This is a genomic window from Planotetraspora thailandica (assembly GCF_016863335.1).
GTDB lineage: Bacteria > Actinomycetota > Actinomycetes > Streptosporangiales > Streptosporangiaceae > Planotetraspora > Planotetraspora thailandica.
The window spans coordinates 16,495-36,860 of the sequence record NZ_BOOR01000083.1 but is presented as its reverse complement, the minus strand read 5'-3'; the positions used below and the strand labels follow the sequence as shown (position 1 = coordinate 36,860).

Here is a 20,366-nt window from a genome sequence, read left to right as displayed (position 1 = left end):
CGAATCTCCAGCAGTTCATCGCTCTCCAGCCAGACCGCCGGGTTTTCGCTCTCCAGTCGCGTTCCGTCGCCGATCGCCTCGCCGGGTGTGCGGCCAGTCAGGTGTCGACGCCGTAGAGCGAGTAGAGCGTGTCGGATGACTTGCCGGCGTAGGACTCGCCGAGCGGGATGAGCTCGTCCCGGGCGATCGTGTAACCGGTTTCTTCGAGCATCCGCGTACGGCGTCGTCGGCGATGTCTCCGCCCTCGTAGCCGCCGGTGATGGCGCAGAGGATCTGATTGAGCCCCCAGCAAGGAGTGACCTCCGACTTGAGGAGGTAGCGGCGGCCCTCCGGCGTGTCCTGGTATGGCAGGACCGCGACGATGCGTCCCTGGCATCGGGACTCGTGGGAGTAGACGTAGCCGTTCACCCGGGCGTCGGGGTCGCGAATGACGCGCAGGGATAGCCATTCATTCTCGTGCAGGTTCTCGATCATGGGTTCCCACCAGCCGTCGACCTGCTCTCGTCAGGGCTACTCTCCCGGAGACCCTGCCGAGACCATCCCCGGTTCCGGGCGAGATGTGGCGGCCGCCTGCTCGGGCCGGTTGGCGCCCAGCAGAGCGAGGCAGTTCGACCACATGGCGTCGAGGCGCTGGGTGTCGTTGTACAGCTTCGCGAAGAGCACCTGGCCTTCGAGCTGGGCGACGACGGCACGTGCGGCCGAGGTGCTGTCGGCCACGGTGGCCTCCCCTCGGGCGCGCGCCTCGTCGATGACGGACTGCACCATGCCGACCTCGGCGTCGAAGATCTCCTGCAGCCGGGCGCGGATCGATTCGGTCTGGTTGCTCAGCTCCAGCGTCAGGTTGCCGAACAGGCAGCCGCAGACGGTGCCACAGCTCTGCTGCCCGGCGCGCAGGACCGCTTCGGTCGCCTCGAACAGCCGGCGCAGGCGATGCAGAGGCTCGTCGTCGCTGCCCAGGATCGTGGTCCAGTCGCGGCGCTGCTCGTTCCACTGCTCGTCGATGACGGCGTGGGCCAGCGCCTCCTTGGACTCGAAGAAGTAGTAGAAGCTCCCCTTCGGGACGCCCGCGGCCTTGCAGATCTCGGCGACTCCCAGCGCGGAGTATCCGCGCACTTCGATCAGCCGCTGCGCGGCCGTGAGGATCTCCTGCCTGGTGTCGCTCGTCCGTCCCATGCCCACAGTGTACGACCGGTCGTCTATTTTGCGTAATAGACCGGTCGTCTATGGAAGGAGTCATGATGAGTCATCCGATGCCAGCGGTCCTGGAGCAGTGGAAGGCGGCGTTCGACGGGCACAGGCCCGACGCGATGGCCGAGTTGTTCACCGGCGACGCGCTGTTCCAGGGGTTCGGCCCGGAGCCGACGTCTGGCAGGGACGCGGTGCGCGGCCTACTACGCGGCCGTGCCGCCCGACCGCACCGCGGACGTGGAGGTCCGGCACACCTACACGATCGGCGAGACCGTGGCGGGCGGCTTCGCCGAGGTGACGTTCCGCGGCGACGGCGGATACGAGGTGCGGGTGCACATGTCCCTCGTCCTTGTGCGCGACGGCGACACGTGGCTCATCCGGCAGTACCACGTGTCACGGATCGTGACCGAGTAACGCACGCCCACGGCCGACCGACCCGCTTTGACGGATACTCGACCGGTCGTCTACCTTGAGGTAGTAGACCGGTCGGCTAGTTCATCAACCGGTCGATATCCTCCATCCCTCCCCTCCCGGAGAAGGTCATCATGAGCACTCGTCACCAGAAGGTCGCCGTCATCACCGGTGCCTCGCAGGGCATCGGCGCCGGCATCGTCGAGGCCTACCGCAAGCTGGGCTACGCCGTCGTCGCCACCTCGCGCACCATCGTCCCCTTCGACGACCGGGGCATCCTCACCGTCCAGGGCGACATCGCCGACCCTGCCACCGCCGAACGCGTCATCGCCGCCGGCGTCGAGCGGTTCGGCCGGGTGGACACTCTGGTCAACAACGCGGGCATCTTCGTCGCCAAGCCGTTCACCGACTACACCCTCGACGACTACGGCGCCGTGACCGGAGTGAACCTCACCGGCTTCTTCCGTATCACCCAGCTCGCCATCGCGCGCATGCTCACCCAGGGCGGCGGCCACGTCGTAAACGTCACCGCCAGCGTGGTCGACCACGCCGACTCCCGAGTCCCGTCCGCGCTGGCCTCGTTGACCAAGGGCGGCCTGCAGTCCGCCACCAAGGGTCTCGCCGTCGAGTACGCCACGCGCGGCATCCGCGTCAACGCCGTCGCACCGGGCCTCATCAAGACCCCCATGCACGCCGAGGAGACCCATGAGGCTCTCGCGGCGATGAACCCGATGCACCGGATGGGCGAGCCGAGCGACATCGTGGACGCGGTCGTCTACCTGGAGAACGCTCCCTTCGTCACTGGCGAGATCCTCCACGTCGACGGCGGCAACAGCGCCGGCCACTGACCCGCAGGCCATCGCTCGCGACGCGATACTGGGCGGCCCCCGCCCAGCACGGAGCAAGGCCGGCTGTGGCACAGATGTGGCCCCGGCGCCCGCTGCACGACACATCGAAGAGCCGGCCTCCCGTTCACCGTGGCTCACCGGACCCAGCAGTCGTGAGCCCTCGATCCCATCAGCAGGAGAACCCTGATGAACAGCAACACCGACATGGAAGCGATCCTCCGAAGCGTCCTCGACCGGTGGAAGGCCGCCGTCGACCGCCACGAACCCCAGCAGGTCGCAGCCCAGTTCACCGAGGACGCGATCTTCCAGGGGTCGCACCCCTACAGCGTCGGCAGGCCGGGCATCGCCGCCTACTACGACTCCCAGCCACTCGGACTGACGGCCGTGTACCGCATCCTGGAGACCAGAGCTCTTGCCGACGACCTCGTGCTCGGGTACCTGGCCGTCGATTTCTCGTTCACTGACCGTCCCACCCTCAGCCTCTACCTCAGCGTGCTGGTGAAGCGGACGGAGGAGGGCTGGTACATCAGCCACTACCAGGTCTCCCGCCTCGACTAGGGCGTGTTTTGTAGATCACGAGACGGGATTGCGGAGCCAGATCCGTATCGAGGCGACGTCGATGGTGCCGAGATACATGAAGTCGCGCTTGATGCCCCTATGGATGTCAAGCGGCTGAGGGAGCGGCCTTGGGTGGCTGTGGGTTGCGGATGATCCGGTAGATGTCGCGGGCGACGTAGCGTTTGAGGCAGCGGATCGCTTCGCGGCGGGTTTTGCCGTCGGTGATGCGTCGTTCGACGTAATCGCGGGTTTGGGAGTCCCAGCGCGGCAGGGCCCCGGCATAGTGGAATCGAGGTCTCCGAGGTGGAGCCGGGCAGGCGGCCTTTGTTCAGTGCGAAGTGGGCGGCATGCCAGTCGACGATGGCGAGTGGGCCACCGTGAGCGTCGGGCACGTACTCGACCGAGGCGCGTATTCGCTCATCGAGCTGCGCGGTTACTCCGTGGGATACGCCGTCGTCGCGACGTCCCGCACGATCGAGCAGAAGGGAGATGCCGGCGTTCTCGCCGTAGCGGGTGACATCGCCGATCCCGCCACCGCCGAGCAGGTGGTCACTGCAGCGATCGAGCAATTCGGGCGCATCGACACGCTGGTGAACAACGCCGGGATCTTCATCGCCAAGCCGTTCACCGACTACACCGACGACGAATACGCGCTCTACATCGGCGTGAACCTCACCGGCTTCTTCCAGCTGACCCGGAGGGCGATTCCGCACCTGCTGGAGCAGGGCGGCGGCCACATCGTCAGCATCACCACCACACTCGTCGAACACGCCAACTCCAGCGTGCCGTCCGCGCTCGCCTCACTCACCAAGGGCGGCCTGCAGTCGGCCACGAAGGCGCTCGCGATCGAATACGCCGGCCACTGACGCTCGTCCGCCGGCGAATCCGACCCCGGACCCGCGGGTCACGAGTCCCTACTCCTCCTCGGCGAACACGATCTCGCGGCGCCTGCGAATCGCCGGAAGGACGGTGACGGCGAGCGCCGCCACGGCCAGGGCCAGGAGCACCGCGGAGATCGGCCGGGTCAGGAAGACCGACGCGTCACCGCGGGAGATGATGAGCGCCCGCCGCAGGTTCTCCTCCAGCAAGGGTCCGAGGACGAAGCCGAGCAGCAGCGGCGCCGGTTCGCAGCCGCACTTGATCAGGATGTAGCCCAGGATCCCGAAGAACGCGATCGCGTAGACGTCGTACGCGTTGAACGACAGGGAGTATGTGCCGATCGCGGCGAACAGAATGATCATCGGGAACAGCACCTGGTACGGGATGCGCAGCATGCGCACCCAGAAGCCGATCAGCGGCAGGTTCAGCAGCACGAGCAACACGTTGCCGATCCACATCGACGCGATCAGACCCCAGAACAACGCCGGTTCGTCGGTGATGACGTTCGGGCCGGGGGTTATGCCGTGGACGATGAACGCGCCGACCATCAGCGCCATCACCGGGTGGGCGGGCAGACCCAGGGTGAGCAGCGGGATGAACGACGTCTGCGCGGCGGCGTTGTTCGCCGACTCAGGGCCGGCGACGCCCTCGATCGCGCCGCGCCCGAACTCCTGCCGGCGCTTCGAGATCCGCTTCTCGACGGCGTACGAGGCGAACGAGGCCAGTACGTGGCCGCCGCCGGGCAGGACGCCGAGCGCGGCGCCGAGTCCGGTGCCCCGCAGGATCGGGCCGACGATCCGGCGCCGGTCCTCGCGGGTCGGCCAGAGGTTCTTCACCTTGCTGACGACCGCCGTGCGGGTCTGCTCGTTCTCCAGGTTGCGCAGGATCTCGGCCACCCCGAACATGCCGACGGCGACCGACACGAAGTCGATGCCGCCGTACAGCTCGCGCTGGTCGAACACGAACCGGGGCGTGCCGGTGTAGATGTCCTGGCCGATCGTGCCGAGCAGGACGCCGAGCGCGATCATCGCCAGTGCCTTGAGCGCCGTGCCACGCGCCAGCGCGATCGACACGATCAGGCCGAGCAGCACCAGCGAGAAGTATTCGGCCGGGCCGAACTGCAACGCGACGCGGGCCAGCGGCGGGGCCGCGACGGCCAGCGCGACGGTGGCAACCGTACCCGCGATGAAGGACCCGACCGCGGCGGCGGCCAGCGCAGCGCCGGCCCGGCCCTGCCGGGCCATCTCGTGCCCGTCCAGCGCGGTGACCGCCGCCGACGACTCACCGGGCAGGTTGATCAGGATGGCGGTCGTCGAGCCGCCGTACTGCGCGCCGTAATAGATGCCGGCCAGCATGATCAGCGCCGTCACCGGCTCGAAGCTGAACGTGATCGGCAGCAGCATCGCCACCGTCGCCGTCGGCCCGATGCCGGGCAGCACGCCGACCGCCGTCCCGAGCAGCACTCCCACAAAGCAGTAGAGGACGTTCTGGACCAGGAGGGCGGTCGAGAAGCCCAGCGCGAGGTTGTCGAGAAGTTCCATGCCTCAATCCGGATGCCGCGTCAGAACCCCAGCCATGGGCCCCACAGTGGGATCCGCAGCTGAAGTCCGACGACGAAGATGAGCGTGGCGGCCACGGTCAGCCCGGCGGCGACGGCCACGGCCGTGAGCGGCCGTACGCGGGAGCTGGCCAGCGTGGTGAGCAGGGCGGTCACCGCCGACGTCGGCACGAATCCGAGGTCCCGGACGGTGAATCCGAAGAACAGGACCGCGGCCACGATGACGGCGACCGCACGCCAGGGGATCGGCCCGAACGCGACCACCTCGCCGGCGATGAGTCCCTTGACGACGATCGCCAGGCCCAGGGCGGCCATGGTCGCGCCGACAAGCAGCGGGAAGGCGCCAGGGCCCATCCGCAGCGGGGTGCCCAGCTCGTAGCCGAGCGACCCCACCACGAATGCGCCACCGATCAAAACGAAGACTCCCCCGGCGAGGACGTCCGGGAAGGACCGGCGGCGTTCCACCTCAGGAGGCCTTGACGCCGGCGTCGGCGATGACCTTCGCCCAGGTGCCGAGCTGCTCCTCGAGCTTGGCCCGGTGCGCCTGCGGCGTCGCGTCCTCGGCCGGGACCGGCGCGGTGCCGAGCTTGGCCATCTGGTCGACGACCTTCTGGTCGGCCAGTGCCACCTTCAGTGCCTCGGACAGCTTCTGGACGACGTCCTGCGGCGTGCCCTTCGGGACGTAGAGGCCGTGCCACACGCTGACCTCGAGTCCGGGCAGCCCGGCCTCGGCCGTGGTGGGCAGGTCGGGCAGGCTCTTCACCCGCTCCGGCGTGGTGACCGCGTACGCCTTCACCTCGCCCGCGGAGATCTGGCCGCTGGTGTTGGTCGTCTGGTCACACATGAAGTCGACCTGGCCGCCGACGAGGTCGGTCAGCGCGGGGCCGGTTCCTTCGTACGGGACCTCCTGGAGCTTGACACCGGCGGCGGTCTGGAGCAGCAGTCCGCACAGGTGGGAGGCGGCGCCGATCCCGGCGTTGGCCAGCGTGACCTTGTCGGCGTTCGCCTTCACGTAGGTCACGAGGTCCTGGAGCGTCGCGGGCGCGAAGTCCTTGCGGGCGACGACCGTCATCGGCACCTCGGTGACGAGGCCGACCATCTCGAAGTCCTCGAGCGGCTTGTAGCCCAGATTCTGGTACAGGGCGGGCGCCGTCGACATGCCGATGTGGTGCATGAGCACGGTGTATCCGTCGGGCTGGGCCCGTGCGACCTCGCCGGCGCCGACCGTGCCGCCGGCGCCCTCGACGTTCTGGACGACGATCTTGCCGCCGAGCTTCGCGGCCATCGGCTCGGCGATCATGCGGGTGACGGTGTCCGTCGGGCCGCCCGCGCTGAACGGCACAACGAACGTGATGTTCTGGTCCGGGTAGCCGCCACCGGCGTCGCCACCGCCGGTGGTGCCGCTGTTGCCGGAACAGGCGGCCACGAGCGAAACCACGCCGATCGCGGCGATCATCCGCGCGGCGGTCCGGTACCTGCTGGTCCTTCTCATATCGCGGCCTCCTCGTCAGCGCATGCGCATGCGTCCGTAAGTGCGCGGCCTCAGTCTCGGCTGGCAGGGACGCGGATGGTGTCAGAGGAATCCCAAGGAATGCGCCGGATGTCAGAGAAATCCCAAGAAATGAAGGTCTGACACGAGCGTCAATTCGGGCTTACAATCCGCCGGTATGCGGATCACCATCATCGAAGATGACGACCGCGTGGCGCGGGGCCTGGTGACCGTCCTGGCCCAGGCGGGCTTCGAGGTCCACCGCATCGCCACCGCCGCGGAGGCCGTGCGCGCCGCCCCCTCCGATGTGGTCCTCGTCGACCTGGGTCTGCCCGACGGCGACGGACTCGACGTGATCCGCAAGCTGCGTGACCGCCCGGAGACCGCCGTAATCGCCGTGACGGCGCGATCGGAGGAGCACGAGCGGGTCCGCGGCCTGCGCGCCGGCGCCGACGACTACATCGTGAAGCCGTTCGGCGTCCCGGAGTTGCTGGCCAGGATCGATGCCGTCCTGCGGCGCACCCGGGTGGCTCGTGCCCTGAGCCATCCCGACGAGCCGCTCGTCCTCGGCCCGATGCGGATCTGCGCCGGCACCCGCGAAGTCACCGTCGACGGCACGCCCGTGACGCTGACCCGCAAGGAGTTCGACCTGCTCCTGCTGCTGGCCCGGCGGGCGCCTAACGTGGTGAGCCGCGACGTCATCCTCGACCAGATCTGGGGGGCGACCTGGGAGTCCTCGAGTCGCACCCTGGACACCCACATCGCGGCGTTACGGAACAAGCTCGGGCCGGCCGTGCTCATCCGCACGATCCACGGGGTCGGCTATCGGCTCCTGGCCGACCAGCCGGGGCTGATCGGCTGACGCGCCGTGCACCGCCGCCTGCTCGCCGTCCTGGTGCCCCTCGCGGTGCTGCTCGTCGCCGCGCTCGGGGTGCCGCTCAGCGTCACCGTGGCCGAGCGGGAGATGCAGGAGACCTACGTCGACCGGCTGGGCGACGTCGGCCGGTTCGCGTCGCTCGCCGATACCGCGCTGTCAGCCGGGCGGACCGAGGCGCTCCACCAGGAGCTGGCGCGCTACCACGAGCTGTACGGCATCCCGGTCGCGGTGATCGACACATCGGGCAAGGTGCTGCTCGGACCGGCCGGTGCGTACCAGGAGGCGGCGCGGAACGAGCCGGCGTTGCCCCGGATCGTGACCGCGGCGCTGGCCGGGGCGAGGTCCGAACCGTCCGGGGAATGGGCGCCGTGGGACGACTCCGCACTCGTGGTCGCGGAGCCGGTGGGCCGGGACAGCGAGGTCGTCGGCGCCGTCGTGACGATTTCCGACCTGTCGAAGACGCGCCATCGCATCCTCGTGCGATGGGCCCGGCTCGCCGGGCTCGGGCTGCTGCCGCTGATCGCACTGGTGGCCGTCGCCTGGCCCGTGTCGGCGTGGGTGCTGCGGCCGGTGCGGGAGCTGGACGCGGCGAGCTCGCGGATCTCACAGGGCGACCTCACCATCCGGGCGGACGCCGAGGCCGGCCCGGTCGAGCTGCGGCGGCTGGCGGAGTCGTTCAACACCATGATGGACGCGGTCGAGAACGCCGTGCAGCGGCAGCGGGCGTTCGTGTCAGACGCGTCGCATCAGTTGCGCAATCCGCTGACCAGCCTCCGGCTCGCGGTGGAGAGTCTGGAGCCGCATCTGCGCGCGGGCGGCGACGGGCGGCAGGCGTACGACGTCGCCGTCGACGAGCTGAAGGCGATGCAGCGGATGCTGAACTCACTCCAGGCCAGCGCGCGGATGGAGAGCATACGGACGGCGTCGCCGGTGGATCTCGACGTGGTGATGGCGACCCGGGTGGACCGGTGGCGGGCGTTGACCGCGACGGCGGGGCAGACACTGGCGGTCGACGTGCCACCGGGGTTGCGGTTGCTGGAGCCACCGGGCGGACTGGGCAGCATCCTGGACGAGCTGATCAGCAACGCGTTGCGGCTGTCGGACGCGCAGGTGGTGGAGGTGACCGCCCGACTCGTCCCCGGTGGTGCGGGCGCCGGACACAGTGACGCCGCCGTGGCCGGAGACGCGGCCGGAGACGTGGTCGCGATCACCGTCCGTGACGACGGCCAGGGAATCGACGCGTCCGAGCGGACCCAGGCGCTGCGCCGGTTCTGGCGGTCGCCGCGGCACCAGAACGTGTCCGGGACCGGCCTGGGCCTGGCGATCTGCGCCGACCTGGTCGGGGCGGCCGGAGGCGAACTGCGGCTGGAGGAGGGACTGCCGCGTCCGGACGGGTCAGGGCACGGATTCGCGGCGGTGGTCGCGTTGCCGGCCGTTCCGCGGGAGGCGTCGTAGTCCTGGCGCCTCGGCGGCCTGTCGCCGTCTCGGGTCAGCGCTTGCGTTCGCGGAACCAGGCGGCCGCGCCCGGATGGAGCGGGGCCGATGCGGTGGAGATCCCGGTACGCACGTTGATCTGCCACGCTTCGGGAACGGCTTCGGGAACGGCTTCGGCGTCGGCGCGGCCGGCGGAGGTGATCGTGCCGGTTTGCGTGAAGATCGTGTCGGTGATGGCGTAGACCAGGTCATCGGACAGGTCGTTGCGCGCGAGAAGCACGTTCGGCACGGCGACCGTACGGGTGGCCGGGACGCCGGCGTAGGCGGTCGCGGGAATCATGGCCGGAGTGTAGGGACCTGGGAACGCCGTGAAGAGTGCGTCCGCCTGCGCGTCCAGCGGGATCAGCCGGATCGGGTGCCGCTGCGCCAGCTCCGTGACGGCGGGTGTCGGGACGCCGGTCAGGGAGAACATCGCGTCGATCTCGCCGTCGCGCAGTGCCGCCGCCGATTCGGCCTGGCTGAGGTACCGGCCGTCGGCGTCGACCTGGGCGAGCTCCAGAACCCGCAGCGACGTGAACTCCGTACCCGAGTCGCGGGCGCCGAGCGATATGCGCCTGCCCCTGAGGTCCCGGAACTCGTCGATCGCCGAACCGGCCATGACCACGAGATGCAGATGACTGTCGTAGAGCCGGCATATCGCCGAGAGCCCCTCGGGCGCTCTGCCGTCGCTCGTGATCAGCGCGTCCAGGCTCGTCAGCCCAAGGTGCACCTCGCCGGCCCGCAGCATCCGGATGTTGTCGGTGGACGCCCCGCTCGGCACGGTGATCACCGTGGCGCCCGGAACCTGCTCGGTGATGTGTTCGGCCAGCGCACCGCCGATGCGCCGGTATACCGCCCCCGCCGGCCCGGTGGCCAGTCGCAGGTGGACCTTGTCGACGTGGGGCTGCTGGGAGCAACCGGCGAGCAGCCCTCCGGCGGCCAGAAGCACCACCCGCCGGCTGAGCCGTAGCTCCGGGTTCAGCGCCATGCCGAGATGATACGGACGGCGACCGCCGATGACAGTGCGCCGCGATCATCCTGTGCCGCCGCATTCGGGCCAGAGTCCACGCAATGCGGCGGCTATCGTGGCTAATGGGACTATCCGGACGCCTTTCCGGCCGATGTCGCTAACGGGGGAAGGTCATGGAAGGCGAGAGCCCGCTTGGTGAGTTCTTGCGCGCTCGTCGGCAGATCACGACAGCCGATCAGGTCGGGCTGGCAGGCGTCGGCCCGCGACGGAGGACGCCCGGGCTGCGCCGGGACGAGGTGGCCATGCTGGCGGGCATCAGCATCGACTACTACACCCGTCTTGAACAGGGAAGGGAACGCCGCCCCTCTGATCAGGTGCTCGATGCCCTCGCACAGGTCCTGCATCTCAATGAGGAGGCCACTGAGCATCTACACGAGCTCGCCCGAGCACGTCCGCGCAAGAGACAGCCAGTCGTCCAGACTGACCAGGTCAACGCGAGCCTGCTTCCGCTCATGGAGGAATGGCGCCGGGCGGCCGCGTACGTGGTGAACAGCCGGTTGGACGTGCTGATCAAAAATTGTGTGGCAGCCGGTCTCTACGAGGGGCTGGAACACAACGACAACTTGCTGCGGCTCGCCCTCCTGAATCCGGAGGCCCACAAGTTCTATCTCGACTGGGAGCACGACACCAGTTCCAAGGTCGCCCATCTGCGTGCCATGGCGAGCTTGGACATCGAGGATGCGCCGGTGAACGAGCTGGTCGAGGAGCTGTCGCACAACAGCACGGACTTTCGCCGCATGTGGGACCGGCACGACGTGCGTGGCAGGGTTCAGTCACCAGTTCGCTTCCACCGCGATGACGTGGGAGACATCCTCACGACCATGGAGGTGCTGAGCGTCGACGGATCTCCAGGGCAGAAGCTGATCGTCTTCCACGCCGAACCCGGCAGCGCATCCGAGAAAGCGCTGGCCGAGCTCGGGGACCGTGTGCGTGCCACGAGGTCGGCGAAGTGAAGGACCAAGACGGCCCGCCAGGTCATCGGGAAGAACCGCGATCCACGGCACTATGCCCCTGAGCCGGCCTCAGAACCCGACCGCCCTATCCGCTCCCAGTTCCTGAGCCACCTCGGCCGTCGAGGCTGACCATCGACTTGCTCCGCCTGCACCTTCGCCCGGCCGATTTTGACTCCTTTCATCAACTACATCCGGTGTTATGGTGTTGATCACGCTTTTGCCCCGTAATGGTCACCGGATCGACGAGTGGTGACGGCGGTCTTCCGGTCGCGCGGCTCGGACCTCCGGTGACGCACTCCGCCTCCCCTCCGCCCCCCTCCGCCCCCCAGGAGACACGATCGTGCGAAACCGGACCGTGCCTGCTCTCGTGCCCGCAGTCATGCTCGCGCTTCTCACCACCGGCCCCGTCGCCCTGCCGGCCTCGGCGGCATCGGCGGACTCCGCCGCCCCATCCGCCTCGGCGGTCGAGGATCCCCTGCTCGCCGCGCTCAAGGCCATTCCCGGCCTGACGGTGGTCTCGGAGTCACGGCCGACCGGATACCGGTACTTCATCCTCAACTACACGCAGCCGATCGACCACCGCCACCCCACGAAGGGGACGTTCCAGCAGCGGCTCAGCCTGCTGCACCGCAGCACCGACGCGCCGGTGGTGCTCTACACCAGCGGGTACGGCATGTCCACGAACCCGTCCAGGACCGAGCCGACCCGGCTGCTCGACGGCAACCAGGTCACGGTCGAGCACCGGTTCTTCACCCCCTCCCGGCCCTCCCCCGCGAACTGGCGCGATCTTGACATCTGGCAGGAGGCGAGCGACGAGCACCGCATCGTCGAGGCGCTCAAGACGGTCTACTCAGGGAAGTGGATTCAGACGGGGGCCAGCAAGGGCGGCATGACCTCGGTCTACCACCGCCGTTTCTACCCCGCCGACGTCGACGGCGTGGTGGCCTACGTCGCGCCGAACGACCGGGTCAACCCCGCCGACCGCGCCTACGACGACTTCTTCGCCACCGTGGGCGACACGGCATGCCGTACCGCGCTGAAGAACGTGCAGATCCAGGCGCTCAAGCGCCGCGACCGGCTGGTTCCCCGGCTGGAGGCGTACGCGGCGGAGAACGGTTACACCTTCACCAAGACCCTCGGTACCGCCGACCGGTCGTTCGAGATGTCCGTACTCGACGCTCCGTGGGCGTTCTGGCAGTACTCGACCGCGGCTGACTGCGCGGACGTCCCGGCCGCCACGGCGTCCGATGACGAGATCTACGCGTGGATCGACCAGGTCGCATCCTTCGCGTTCTACACCGACCAGGGCCTGGACTACTACACCCCTTACTACTACCAGGCGGCCACCCAGCTCGGCTGGCCCGAGCTGAAGTTCGCGCACCTGCGCGGCCTGCTCCGCTATCCCGGGCTCTACCAGGCCAACTCGTCCATCCCGGCCGAGCTGCGCTCCCGCCACGATCCCAAGCCGATGCTGGACGTCGACCACTGGGTGCGCAAGCAGTCGAGCAGGATGCTGTTCATCTACGGCGAGAACGACCCGTGGAGTGCCGAGCGGTTCACGCCCACCAGGAAGGACTCCTATCTCTACGTCACCCCTGGCGCAAACCACGGGGCGAACATCGCCGGCCTGAAGGAGGCCGACCGCCTCGCGGCGACCGCGACGTTGCGGCGCTGGGCCGGGGTGACCGGCGCGGCCACGACCCTGCGGAACGCGCCGTCGTCCGTTCCCGACGACGACATGCTCCTCACCCGCCGCCCGTCCTGACGCGGATCCCGTAGGAATCGGCCCCAGGTCAGCATGGTCGGCACGCCTGACCTGGGCCGGCTCCACGCCCCGCCGAGCGGCACTCCCTCCGGCCTGAGATGCGACGGCCCGTCGTACGCTGAGGGTACGAGCGAACACTCAGCGTGATGATCGCCCTCCGCGCGCGGGCGAGACTCGGCCGACCGTCTACGGAGGACAGCGATGAGCACTCAGGCCGATCCCCACCTCACCGGTGCCGACGGCAGTGTCGACATGGCCGATCCCGCGCTGCTCGCCGATCCGTACCGCGGCTACTCGTGGATCCGGGAGCGGGCCCCGATGACGCGCGGCACCTTCCCCGGGATCGCGTCTCCGATCTGGCTCGTCACCCGGTACGACGACGTCATGACGGTGCTGAGTGACCGGCGCTTCGTCAACAATCCGGCGAGCGTTCCCGGCATGCACGTGGCGGACATCCGCGAGGAGTTCATCAGGGCGCGCGGCATCCCGCCCGAGTGCGCGCGGTATGTGCTGGACGGCATGCTGACCATCGACGGTGACGATCACATCCGCCTGCGCAGGCTGGTGTCCCGCGCGTTCACCGCACGCCACGTCGCGGAGCTGCGGCCGCGGATCGAGGAGATCACCGAACGTCTCCTCGACGGGCTGGCGCCGGCGACAGAGGACGGCGTCGTCGAGCTGATGGAACGGTTCGCCTATCCCCTGCCGATCACCGTCATCTGCGAGCTGGTCGGCATCCCGGAGGAGGACCGGCCGCGGTGGCGGGAGTGGAGCGCGGCCCTGGTGTCCCCAGAGCCAGGCGCGCTGGCCATGCCGTTGCGCGAAATGGTGGCCTACATCCAGGAGCTGATCGAGCAGCGCCGCGCGGAGCCCGCCGATGACCTGCTCACCGGGTTGATCCGCGCTCACGACGAGGACGGAGATCGCCTCAGTGACACCGAGCTGATCACCATGGTCTTCACCCTGGTCATCGCGGGCCACGAGACCACGGCCCACCTGATCGGCAACGGAACCGTCGCCCTGCTGACCCACCCTGACCAGCTGGCCCTGCTTCGGGATGATCCTGGGTTGATGCCACGCGCGGTCCACGAGTTGATGCGCTGGTGCGGCCCCGTCCACGGCACGGCGCTGCGTTACGCGACCGAGGACCTCGAGATCGGCGGCATGCCGGTGCGCCGGGGCGAGGCGGTGACGGCCGTGCTGGCCGGAGCGAACCACGACCCGCGCCGGTTCGACGCGCCGGAACGGCTCGACCTCACCCGTGAGCCGGACGGCCGCCGCGAAAGCCATGTGGGATTCGGCCATGGCTTGCACTACTGCCTGGGCGCGGCGCTTGCCCGCCAGGAAGGCGAAGTGGCCTTCGAGGCGCTGCTCCGCCGCTTCCCCGACCTCGCCCTGGCCGTCGATCCCAACGATCTCGTGCGACAGCCGGTGCCGGCCGCGTGGCGCCTCGCCCGCCTGCCACTGAGGCTTGCGTAGCCGTACTGGCAGCGTTACCTCGCCGCAGTTGAAGCGGGGATCACGAAAATCTCGCCATTCACATTCGGGCACGACCCTGCGCTCAGGCAAGGAAAATCCTGGGCTCCTCAAATTCGATCCGAGCCAGATTACGCCCGAGTTTGTTACGTGCGTAATTATTCGGTGTTAAAAGAATTGAGTCGCCGAGGCCGGCTTCGTAACACGTGGTTTACGAAACAGGGGGCATTGTCATGGCCTCTCCCCACCGGCGGACATGGCTGTGTGCCCTGACCTCGACATTTCATGAATCCGGTCCGGTCGCGTAGCGACTGAAGCAGTTCTCGCTTCAGCGGCTGGTCGTGCCGGCGGCCCGGTTGCCCCGTCGGAGGGCGGGTTCCACGCGCCCCGGGGCGCTCTCCTTTCAGGGTCCGGGTCATCATCACAGGCGCCCTGTATACAACGTCTCACCAAATGAGACTTTCGTATGAAGAAACACCCAAGAAACGTGCGATCACTAGCGTCCCGATTGCAATACCCCTCAACTCCTTTTTCGGGAGAGCGTTGTGAAAGTACGAACACGGAGGAGCGCTCGGGCGCTTCTCCGGGTGATCGCCATACTGGCGGTCCCGGTAGCGCTGACCTCACTGGCGACGGCGGCTCCGGCCACGGCTGCTACGACGGCGGCGCCGACCGCAGCGGCGACGCGAACGACGGATTCGGCGGACCTGCCCGACCCGACGGCCCGCGGACCGTTCGGGCATCAGGTCATCGAAGAGGCCAAGTTCGGCCTGGCGGCCATCGAGGAGCCGAACTCCGACGGAGCCGCCCCAACGGCGGGGACGGCGCAGGCGCCGGAGCAGGTCGAGATTCGCGGTCAGCTCTACATGCCGGACTGGTCCCGGCGTACCAAGCCCTCCCCGCTGATCATCCTGGTGCACGGCAACCACGGCTCGTGCGACTCCGGGCAAGACAGTGCGAACCTCACCTGTGCGCAGTTCAAGCACAACGAGAACGGTTACGCGTACCTCGCGGAGAACCTCGCCACCTGGGGATACACGACGTTCTCCATCTCGCAGGACCAGCTGATGATGCGGCAGGACAACAACAAGGGCAAGGGCATGCACAACCGGCGCATGCTCATCGCCGCCGCCCTCGACGCGATCAGCACGGCGAACCGGGCCAAAGGCTTACCTGTTGACACGCACACGACCATCGGCACAACGCTCTCCGGTCACCTCGACCTGACCCGCATCGGCTTGATGGGTCACTCGCGGGGTGGCGACGCGGTCGCGAACTTCCTCGACTACAACCGCATCCGCACCGACGGCCCGCGTTATCCGATCCGCGGTGTCATATCACTGGCGCCAGTGGACTACGAACGCAAGGCTCTGTACGGCATGCCGTACATGGCGATCCTGCCGATGTGTGACGGCGACGTCTCCAACCTGCAGGGCGCCCGGCTGTTCGAGCGCAGCCAGTACGTCAACCCCGGCGACCCCTTCCCGCGGATCCAGGTGGAGCAGCTGGGTGCGATCCACAACTGGTACAACAGCGTCTGGTATGCCGACGGCGGTGCGGACGGCCAGGGCAACAACGACGCGGCGTGCGGCAACTCGGCGCCGTTCGCGACCAACAACGTCCACCCGCACAACCTGCGGCTCAGTGGTGCGGCGAGCTACACCGACCCGAAGCTGAACTACGCGATCGACAACTCCGATCCGCTCAACCCCGCCGTGAACACCAAGATCTCGGGTGACGCGGCACGCATGGGCGACCAGGAGAAGCTCGGGCTGGCGACGATGGCCGCCTTCCTCCGCCGCTACGTGGGCGGCGAGGGCGCGTTTCAGCCGTACATGACCGGCGAGCTCTCGAACACCTCCACGGGGCTGCAGGTCCCGCCGACCGCCTGTCCCACCAGCCCGTCCGGCGTGGCCATCCCCTGCAGCGAGCGGGTCAACACGACCTACTTCGCCGCGCCGCAGGAGCGGGTCGATGTGATACGTCCCGAGGTGGCGAACCCGCTCACGCTCAACGCCCTCGGCGGCTCCCTGAGCGGTAGCGGTTTCGCGGACCCGTACGCGCAGGCTGCCGGTGTCGCGCCGAAGCCGGCAACGACCGCGGGCGGTTACGACTGGTGCAACCCGGAGCCCCAGGACTTCGCGCCGTCGCAGCTCGGCAAGAGCGGGCTGCCGGCCGCGGCCAAGCCCTGCCCGCTGCCTGCGGCGAGCGCACTCGGCGGGCAGAACGGCATCCGCGAGAACGGTCCGATCAACCACTCCTACGGTCGCCAGCTCACTCTCGCATGGGACCAGAACTCGGCTGCCTCGCTCACCGCCCAGATCCCGGCCGCGTCGAAGGACATGCGTGGCCTCAAGGCTCTGGCTCTGGACGCCGCCGTCAACTTCTTCGACACCCGCAACCCGGGCGCCGACAACCGCGGCGACAACACCAGGGACACGACGGTGAACGGCACCCCGGCGAACCCGGTGTGGCCGAACGAGTTGCCGACGTCGTACGACCCGGCCTCGACGACCCAGCACTTCGTGATCGCGCTGAGCGACACGGCCGGTCACGAGGGCACCGTCGACGCCGGGGACCCGCGCTGGGGCAACGCTCTGCACATGTCGACCGGTACGAACACGCCGAACACGCACATCGTCCTCGACCAGATCCGCGTCCCGCTCGGCGAGTTCGCGGCACAGGGCGTGGACGTCGGCTCCTTATCGAAGCTCGAGTTCCGCTTCGGTGCGGGTGACATGCCGAAGTCCGGCTCGATCGAGATGGCCGATGTGCGCTTCCAGGAGAGCGAGGCGGGGTCGAAGATCCTGTCGGACGGCGACAAGGCCAACGGCGCCGGTTACGGCCGGTCCGCCCTCGGCGGTCCGGACCCCGCGACCTACCTCGCCGCCTACGACAACACTCCGGGCAACGTCAAGCTCAACGACGTGGTCGCGAACCCGAAGGGGAACACGACCTGGACCGTCGACGATGACAGGAAGCAGTGCCCGAACGCCCAGTTCACCTCGATCCAGACGGCCGTCGACTATGCGGCGCCGTGGGACACGATCGTGGTGTGCGCGGGTGTCTACCAGGAGTCGTCGACTCCGGTGAGCAGCACGTCCAGCCCCGTCCAGGCAGGCGCGAGGAACGGCCTGACCATCAACAAGCCCTTGAAGATCAAGGGTGCGGGAGCGGACAAGGTGATCATCGAGCCGGACCAGTCGCTCGCGACCTTGGCGGGCGATCAGCCGTACCTGCGTGACGGCGGCGGCAACGTGATCACGGTATCCAGGCAGTCTCTCGGCTCGACCGACACCAACGAGATGTTCGTGGACATCTCGGGCGTGACCGTGACCTCGGGGAAGGTCTGGGCCGAGGCGGGCATCGCCTACTTCGGCGCCGCTGGACGCGTCGCGAACAGCGTCGTCGGCCCGATGAAGGTCGCTACCGACGCGCAGGAACTGGCCGAGCACCCGCACGGCTGGGGCGTCGTCAAGACCGGCGTGATCCAGGGTGCGAGCTCCGGCACGGTCGAGAGCGAGCTCACCGTCACGAACAGCGTGATCACCGGTTACCAGTCGGGTGGAATCCTGTTCGACGGCGCCCGAGGTAAGGACGGCAGCCCGGACAACACCGTCAGGACCGGCATCCGGTACCACGGCTACGTGACCGGCACGGTCGTCAAGGGCAAGCCGAACAGCCTGTACCCGCAGGTCGGCGTCAAGTACACCAGCGGTGTGACCGGCTTCGTGAAGGACAGCCGGGTCACCGGGAACTACTACACGCCCGCCCCGTCGCAGTCGTACGGCATCCTGCTGACCGACGCCGGTACCGACACGGCCGGAGCGCTCACTGCTTCGGGCGACATCATCACCGGGAACGGGTTCGCGGTGTACAACGCCAACGCTGACAACACCGCTGTCCGAGAGGGCGCCCCGTTCGCCGTGTCGGGCAGCTACCTCGGCACGGGCCACCCGCCGCGTACAGGGCTCAAGGCGATCTCCGGTCCCGACAGCACGGGCGCGGCCACGGTCACCGTCACCGGTCCGCGCTCGTCGCCGCCGCGGGGCGTGCCGACCGGAGTAGGTCTCATCGCCGACTCCGCACCGACGGCCGAAGTGGCCGACCCGGGGCGTGGATCTGAGTTCCATGTCGGATCGACGGTGCATCCGCTGATCCGGGGCACCGACGACTTCGCCGTCCAGTCGGCGACCCTGATGGTCAACGGCACCAAGGTCGGCAGCACCACTACGGCGCCATATCAGCTCAGCTGGACACCGGGTCCGAAGGACGCGGGCAAGCACGTCACCTTCCAGGCGCTGGTCGTCGACTCATCCGGAAACGTCACGCGCTCCAGTCCGGTGACCTACACGGTGGCCCCCGTGACCCCGCCGCCGGCCGTAAAGATCGACAAGGTGGCGACCGACGCCGACGCGGGCACGGCGACGATCACCGCCACCGTGAACACGGCCGGTACGGTCACCTTGACCGGCGACAAGGTGAACACGGTCACGCGTCAGGTGCGCAACGGGAGCACCTTCACGTTGACCGTGACGGTCGCACCCGCGTACCGCCCAACCTTGATCAAGATTGGCAAACTCCCCGTCGATCTCACGATCACATTCGAGAACGCGACCGGTCAAAGTGCGAGCCGGTCCGTCAACGTGACGCTCATCAAGAAGAGGTGATCCGTCACTTCACGCACTGACCGGAAGGGCCCACCGCAAGGGGGCCCTTCCGCTGTCGTGCACTGGCAGTGCGGTGCGTTCATGTGCTGACCCACTGCGGTTCGCCGGGCGGCGGAGCACCGTACGCTCCGGCGGGCTATGGTCTGCTTAAACGCTGCGGAGCAAAGGTGACTTCATGGCCGATCTTGTTGCCCAGCCGATGTCGGCCGAGAGGACCCCGCCCGGTCCGAAACCGATCGTCGACGGCAAGCGTCGACTCCCGGCACACGTGGGGGTCTACGTCTTCGTCGCGGTGCCGCTGCTCGCGGTGCTGGCGGCTGTCCCCTTCGCCTGGGGGTGGGGACTCGGCTGGGTCGACGTCATCCTCGCCGCGTTCTTCTACACGGTGACGTGCCTTGGCGTCACGGTCGGCTTCCACCGCTACTTCACCCATGGCGCGTTCAAGTCCCGCCGGGGCTTGCGGATCGCGCTGGCGGTGGTCGGCAGCATGGCGGTGCAGGGCCCGATCCTGCACTGGGTCGCCGACCACCGCCGCCACCACGCCTTCTCCGACAAGGAAGGCGACCCGCACTCGCCATGGCTGTTCGGGACCTCTCCGGCAGCGGTGGCGCGTGGCTTCTGGCACGCCCACCTGGGCTGGGTGCTCGACCGTGACCTGACCAACCAGCAGCGGTTCATCCCCGACCTGCTGGCCGACCGGGACATCCGCCTGGTCCACCGGCTGTTCGGTCCGTTGACCGCCGTCACGATGATCCTTCCGGCCTTGCTCGGCGGCCTGCTCACCTGGTCGTTGTGGGGGGCGGTGACCGCCTTCTTCTGGGCCGGTCTGGTCAGGATCGCGTTGCTCCACCACGTCACCTGGTCGGTCAACTCGATCTGCCACATGATCGGCGACCGGCCGTTCACCACGCGGGACAAGTCGGCGAACTTCTGGCCGCTGGCGATCCTGAGCATGGGCGAGTCCTGGCACAACCTGCACCACGCCGACCCGACGTGCGCCCGGCACGGTGTACGGCCCGGCCAGATCGACATCTCGGCCCGGCTCATCTGGGTCTTCGAGAAACTCGGTCTCGTCCACGACGTACGGTGGCCGACGCCGACCCGGCTCGCCCGCCTCGCGCGCGTCGAGCAAACGCCAGGTGCATGATCTCGGGCGGCTGACAAACGAGAAGGGTGGGGCGGGCCGGCAGA

The 20,366-nt window shown here is 68.4% G+C and carries 16 protein-coding genes; 11 read left to right on the top strand and 5 right to left on the bottom strand.

The window, feature by feature from the left end:
* Window positions 1–510: 510 nt before the first annotated feature.
* Entirely contained in the window at window positions 511–1,173 is a 663-nt protein-coding gene (locus tag Pth03_RS38310) for a TetR/AcrR family transcriptional regulator (protein ID WP_203949411.1), read from the bottom strand.
* 228 nt (window positions 1,174–1,401) lie between these two features.
* Here Pth03_RS38310 and Pth03_RS41890 point away from each other — a divergent pair, with 228 nt between their 5' ends.
* The 4 genes from Pth03_RS41890 (at window position 1,402) to Pth03_RS38290 (ending at window position 3,871) form a co-directional block, all read left to right on the top strand.
* Window positions 1,402–1,602, top strand: coding sequence for a hypothetical protein (locus Pth03_RS41890; protein ID WP_239119697.1), 201 nt, complete (start codon window positions 1,402–1,404; stop codon window positions 1,600–1,602).
* A 131-nt stretch (window positions 1,603–1,733) separates the two neighbouring features.
* Entirely contained in the window at window positions 1,734–2,447 is a 714-nt protein-coding gene (locus Pth03_RS38300; RefSeq protein WP_203949409.1) for an SDR family NAD(P)-dependent oxidoreductase, read from the top strand.
* A 186-nt stretch (window positions 2,448–2,633) separates the two neighbouring features.
* Window positions 2,634–3,005 carry a YybH family protein gene (locus Pth03_RS38295; RefSeq protein ID WP_203949408.1) on the top strand — a complete coding sequence of 124 codons (372 nt, stop codon included), beginning with the start codon at window positions 2,634–2,636 and terminating at the stop codon, window positions 3,003–3,005.
* Window positions 3,006–3,352: 347 nt separating this feature from the next.
* Window positions 3,353–3,871, top strand: coding sequence for an SDR family NAD(P)-dependent oxidoreductase (locus Pth03_RS38290; RefSeq protein WP_203949407.1), 519 nt, complete (start codon window positions 3,353–3,355; stop codon window positions 3,869–3,871).
* A gap of 48 nt (window positions 3,872–3,919) precedes the next feature.
* Here Pth03_RS38290 and Pth03_RS38285 read toward each other — a convergent pair whose 3' ends face one another.
* The 3 genes from Pth03_RS38285 to Pth03_RS38275 are packed head-to-tail and all read right to left on the bottom strand — an operon-like array spanning window position 3,920 to window position 6,934.
* Entirely contained in the window at window positions 3,920–5,425 is a 1,506-nt protein-coding gene (locus tag Pth03_RS38285) for a tripartite tricarboxylate transporter permease (protein ID WP_203949406.1), read from the bottom strand.
* 20 nt (window positions 5,426–5,445) lie between these two features.
* Window positions 5,446–5,907, bottom strand: coding sequence for a tripartite tricarboxylate transporter TctB family protein (locus Pth03_RS38280; protein WP_203949405.1), 462 nt, complete (start codon window positions 5,905–5,907; stop codon window positions 5,446–5,448).
* 1 nt (window position 5,908) lies between these two features.
* Window positions 5,909–6,934 carry a tripartite tricarboxylate transporter substrate-binding protein gene (locus Pth03_RS38275; protein WP_203949404.1) on the bottom strand — a complete coding sequence of 342 codons (1,026 nt, stop codon included), beginning with the start codon at window positions 6,932–6,934 and terminating at the stop codon, window positions 5,909–5,911.
* Window positions 6,935–7,109: 175 nt separating this feature from the next.
* Here Pth03_RS38275 and Pth03_RS38270 point away from each other — a divergent pair, with 175 nt between their 5' ends.
* Window positions 7,110–7,793, top strand: a complete 684-nt coding sequence (locus Pth03_RS38270; RefSeq protein ID WP_203949403.1) for a response regulator transcription factor — start codon at window positions 7,110–7,112, stop codon at window positions 7,791–7,793.
* Window positions 7,794–7,799: 6 nt separating this feature from the next.
* Entirely contained in the window at window positions 7,800–9,263 is a 1,464-nt protein-coding gene (locus Pth03_RS38265; RefSeq protein ID WP_203949402.1) for a sensor histidine kinase, read from the top strand.
* Between the two features lie 34 nt (window positions 9,264–9,297).
* Here the strand turns inward: Pth03_RS38265 and Pth03_RS38260 are convergent, their stop codons facing one another.
* Window positions 9,298–10,269 carry a TAXI family TRAP transporter solute-binding subunit gene (locus Pth03_RS38260; protein WP_203949401.1) on the bottom strand — a complete coding sequence of 324 codons (972 nt, stop codon included), beginning with the start codon at window positions 10,267–10,269 and terminating at the stop codon, window positions 9,298–9,300.
* Between the two features lie 185 nt (window positions 10,270–10,454).
* Between Pth03_RS38260 and Pth03_RS38255 the strand changes: the two genes are divergently transcribed.
* From Pth03_RS38255 to Pth03_RS38235, 5 genes are all read left to right on the top strand, one after another.
* Window positions 10,455–11,264: a helix-turn-helix transcriptional regulator gene (locus Pth03_RS38255; RefSeq protein WP_203949400.1), complete on the top strand. Its 810-nt coding sequence runs from the start codon at window positions 10,455–10,457 to the stop codon at window positions 11,262–11,264.
* Between the two features lie 340 nt (window positions 11,265–11,604).
* Window positions 11,605–13,029: a S28 family serine protease gene (locus tag Pth03_RS38250; RefSeq protein WP_239119696.1), complete on the top strand. Its 1,425-nt coding sequence runs from the start codon at window positions 11,605–11,607 to the stop codon at window positions 13,027–13,029.
* Between the two features lie 201 nt (window positions 13,030–13,230).
* Complete coding sequence (locus Pth03_RS38245; protein WP_203949399.1) at window positions 13,231–14,508, top strand: cytochrome P450 family protein; 1,278 nt, start codon at window positions 13,231–13,233, stop codon at window positions 14,506–14,508.
* 584 nt (window positions 14,509–15,092) lie between these two features.
* Window positions 15,093–19,175: an Ig-like domain-containing protein gene (locus tag Pth03_RS38240; protein WP_203949398.1), complete on the top strand. Its 4,083-nt coding sequence runs from the start codon at window positions 15,093–15,095 to the stop codon at window positions 19,173–19,175.
* Window positions 19,176–19,350: 175 nt separating this feature from the next.
* The gene (locus Pth03_RS38235; RefSeq protein ID WP_203949397.1) at window positions 19,351–20,322 is read left to right on the top strand and encodes an acyl-CoA desaturase; all 972 of its coding nucleotides are present in this window, start codon (window positions 19,351–19,353) and stop codon (window positions 20,320–20,322) included.
* The last annotated feature ends 44 nt before the right edge of the window (window positions 20,323–20,366 follow it).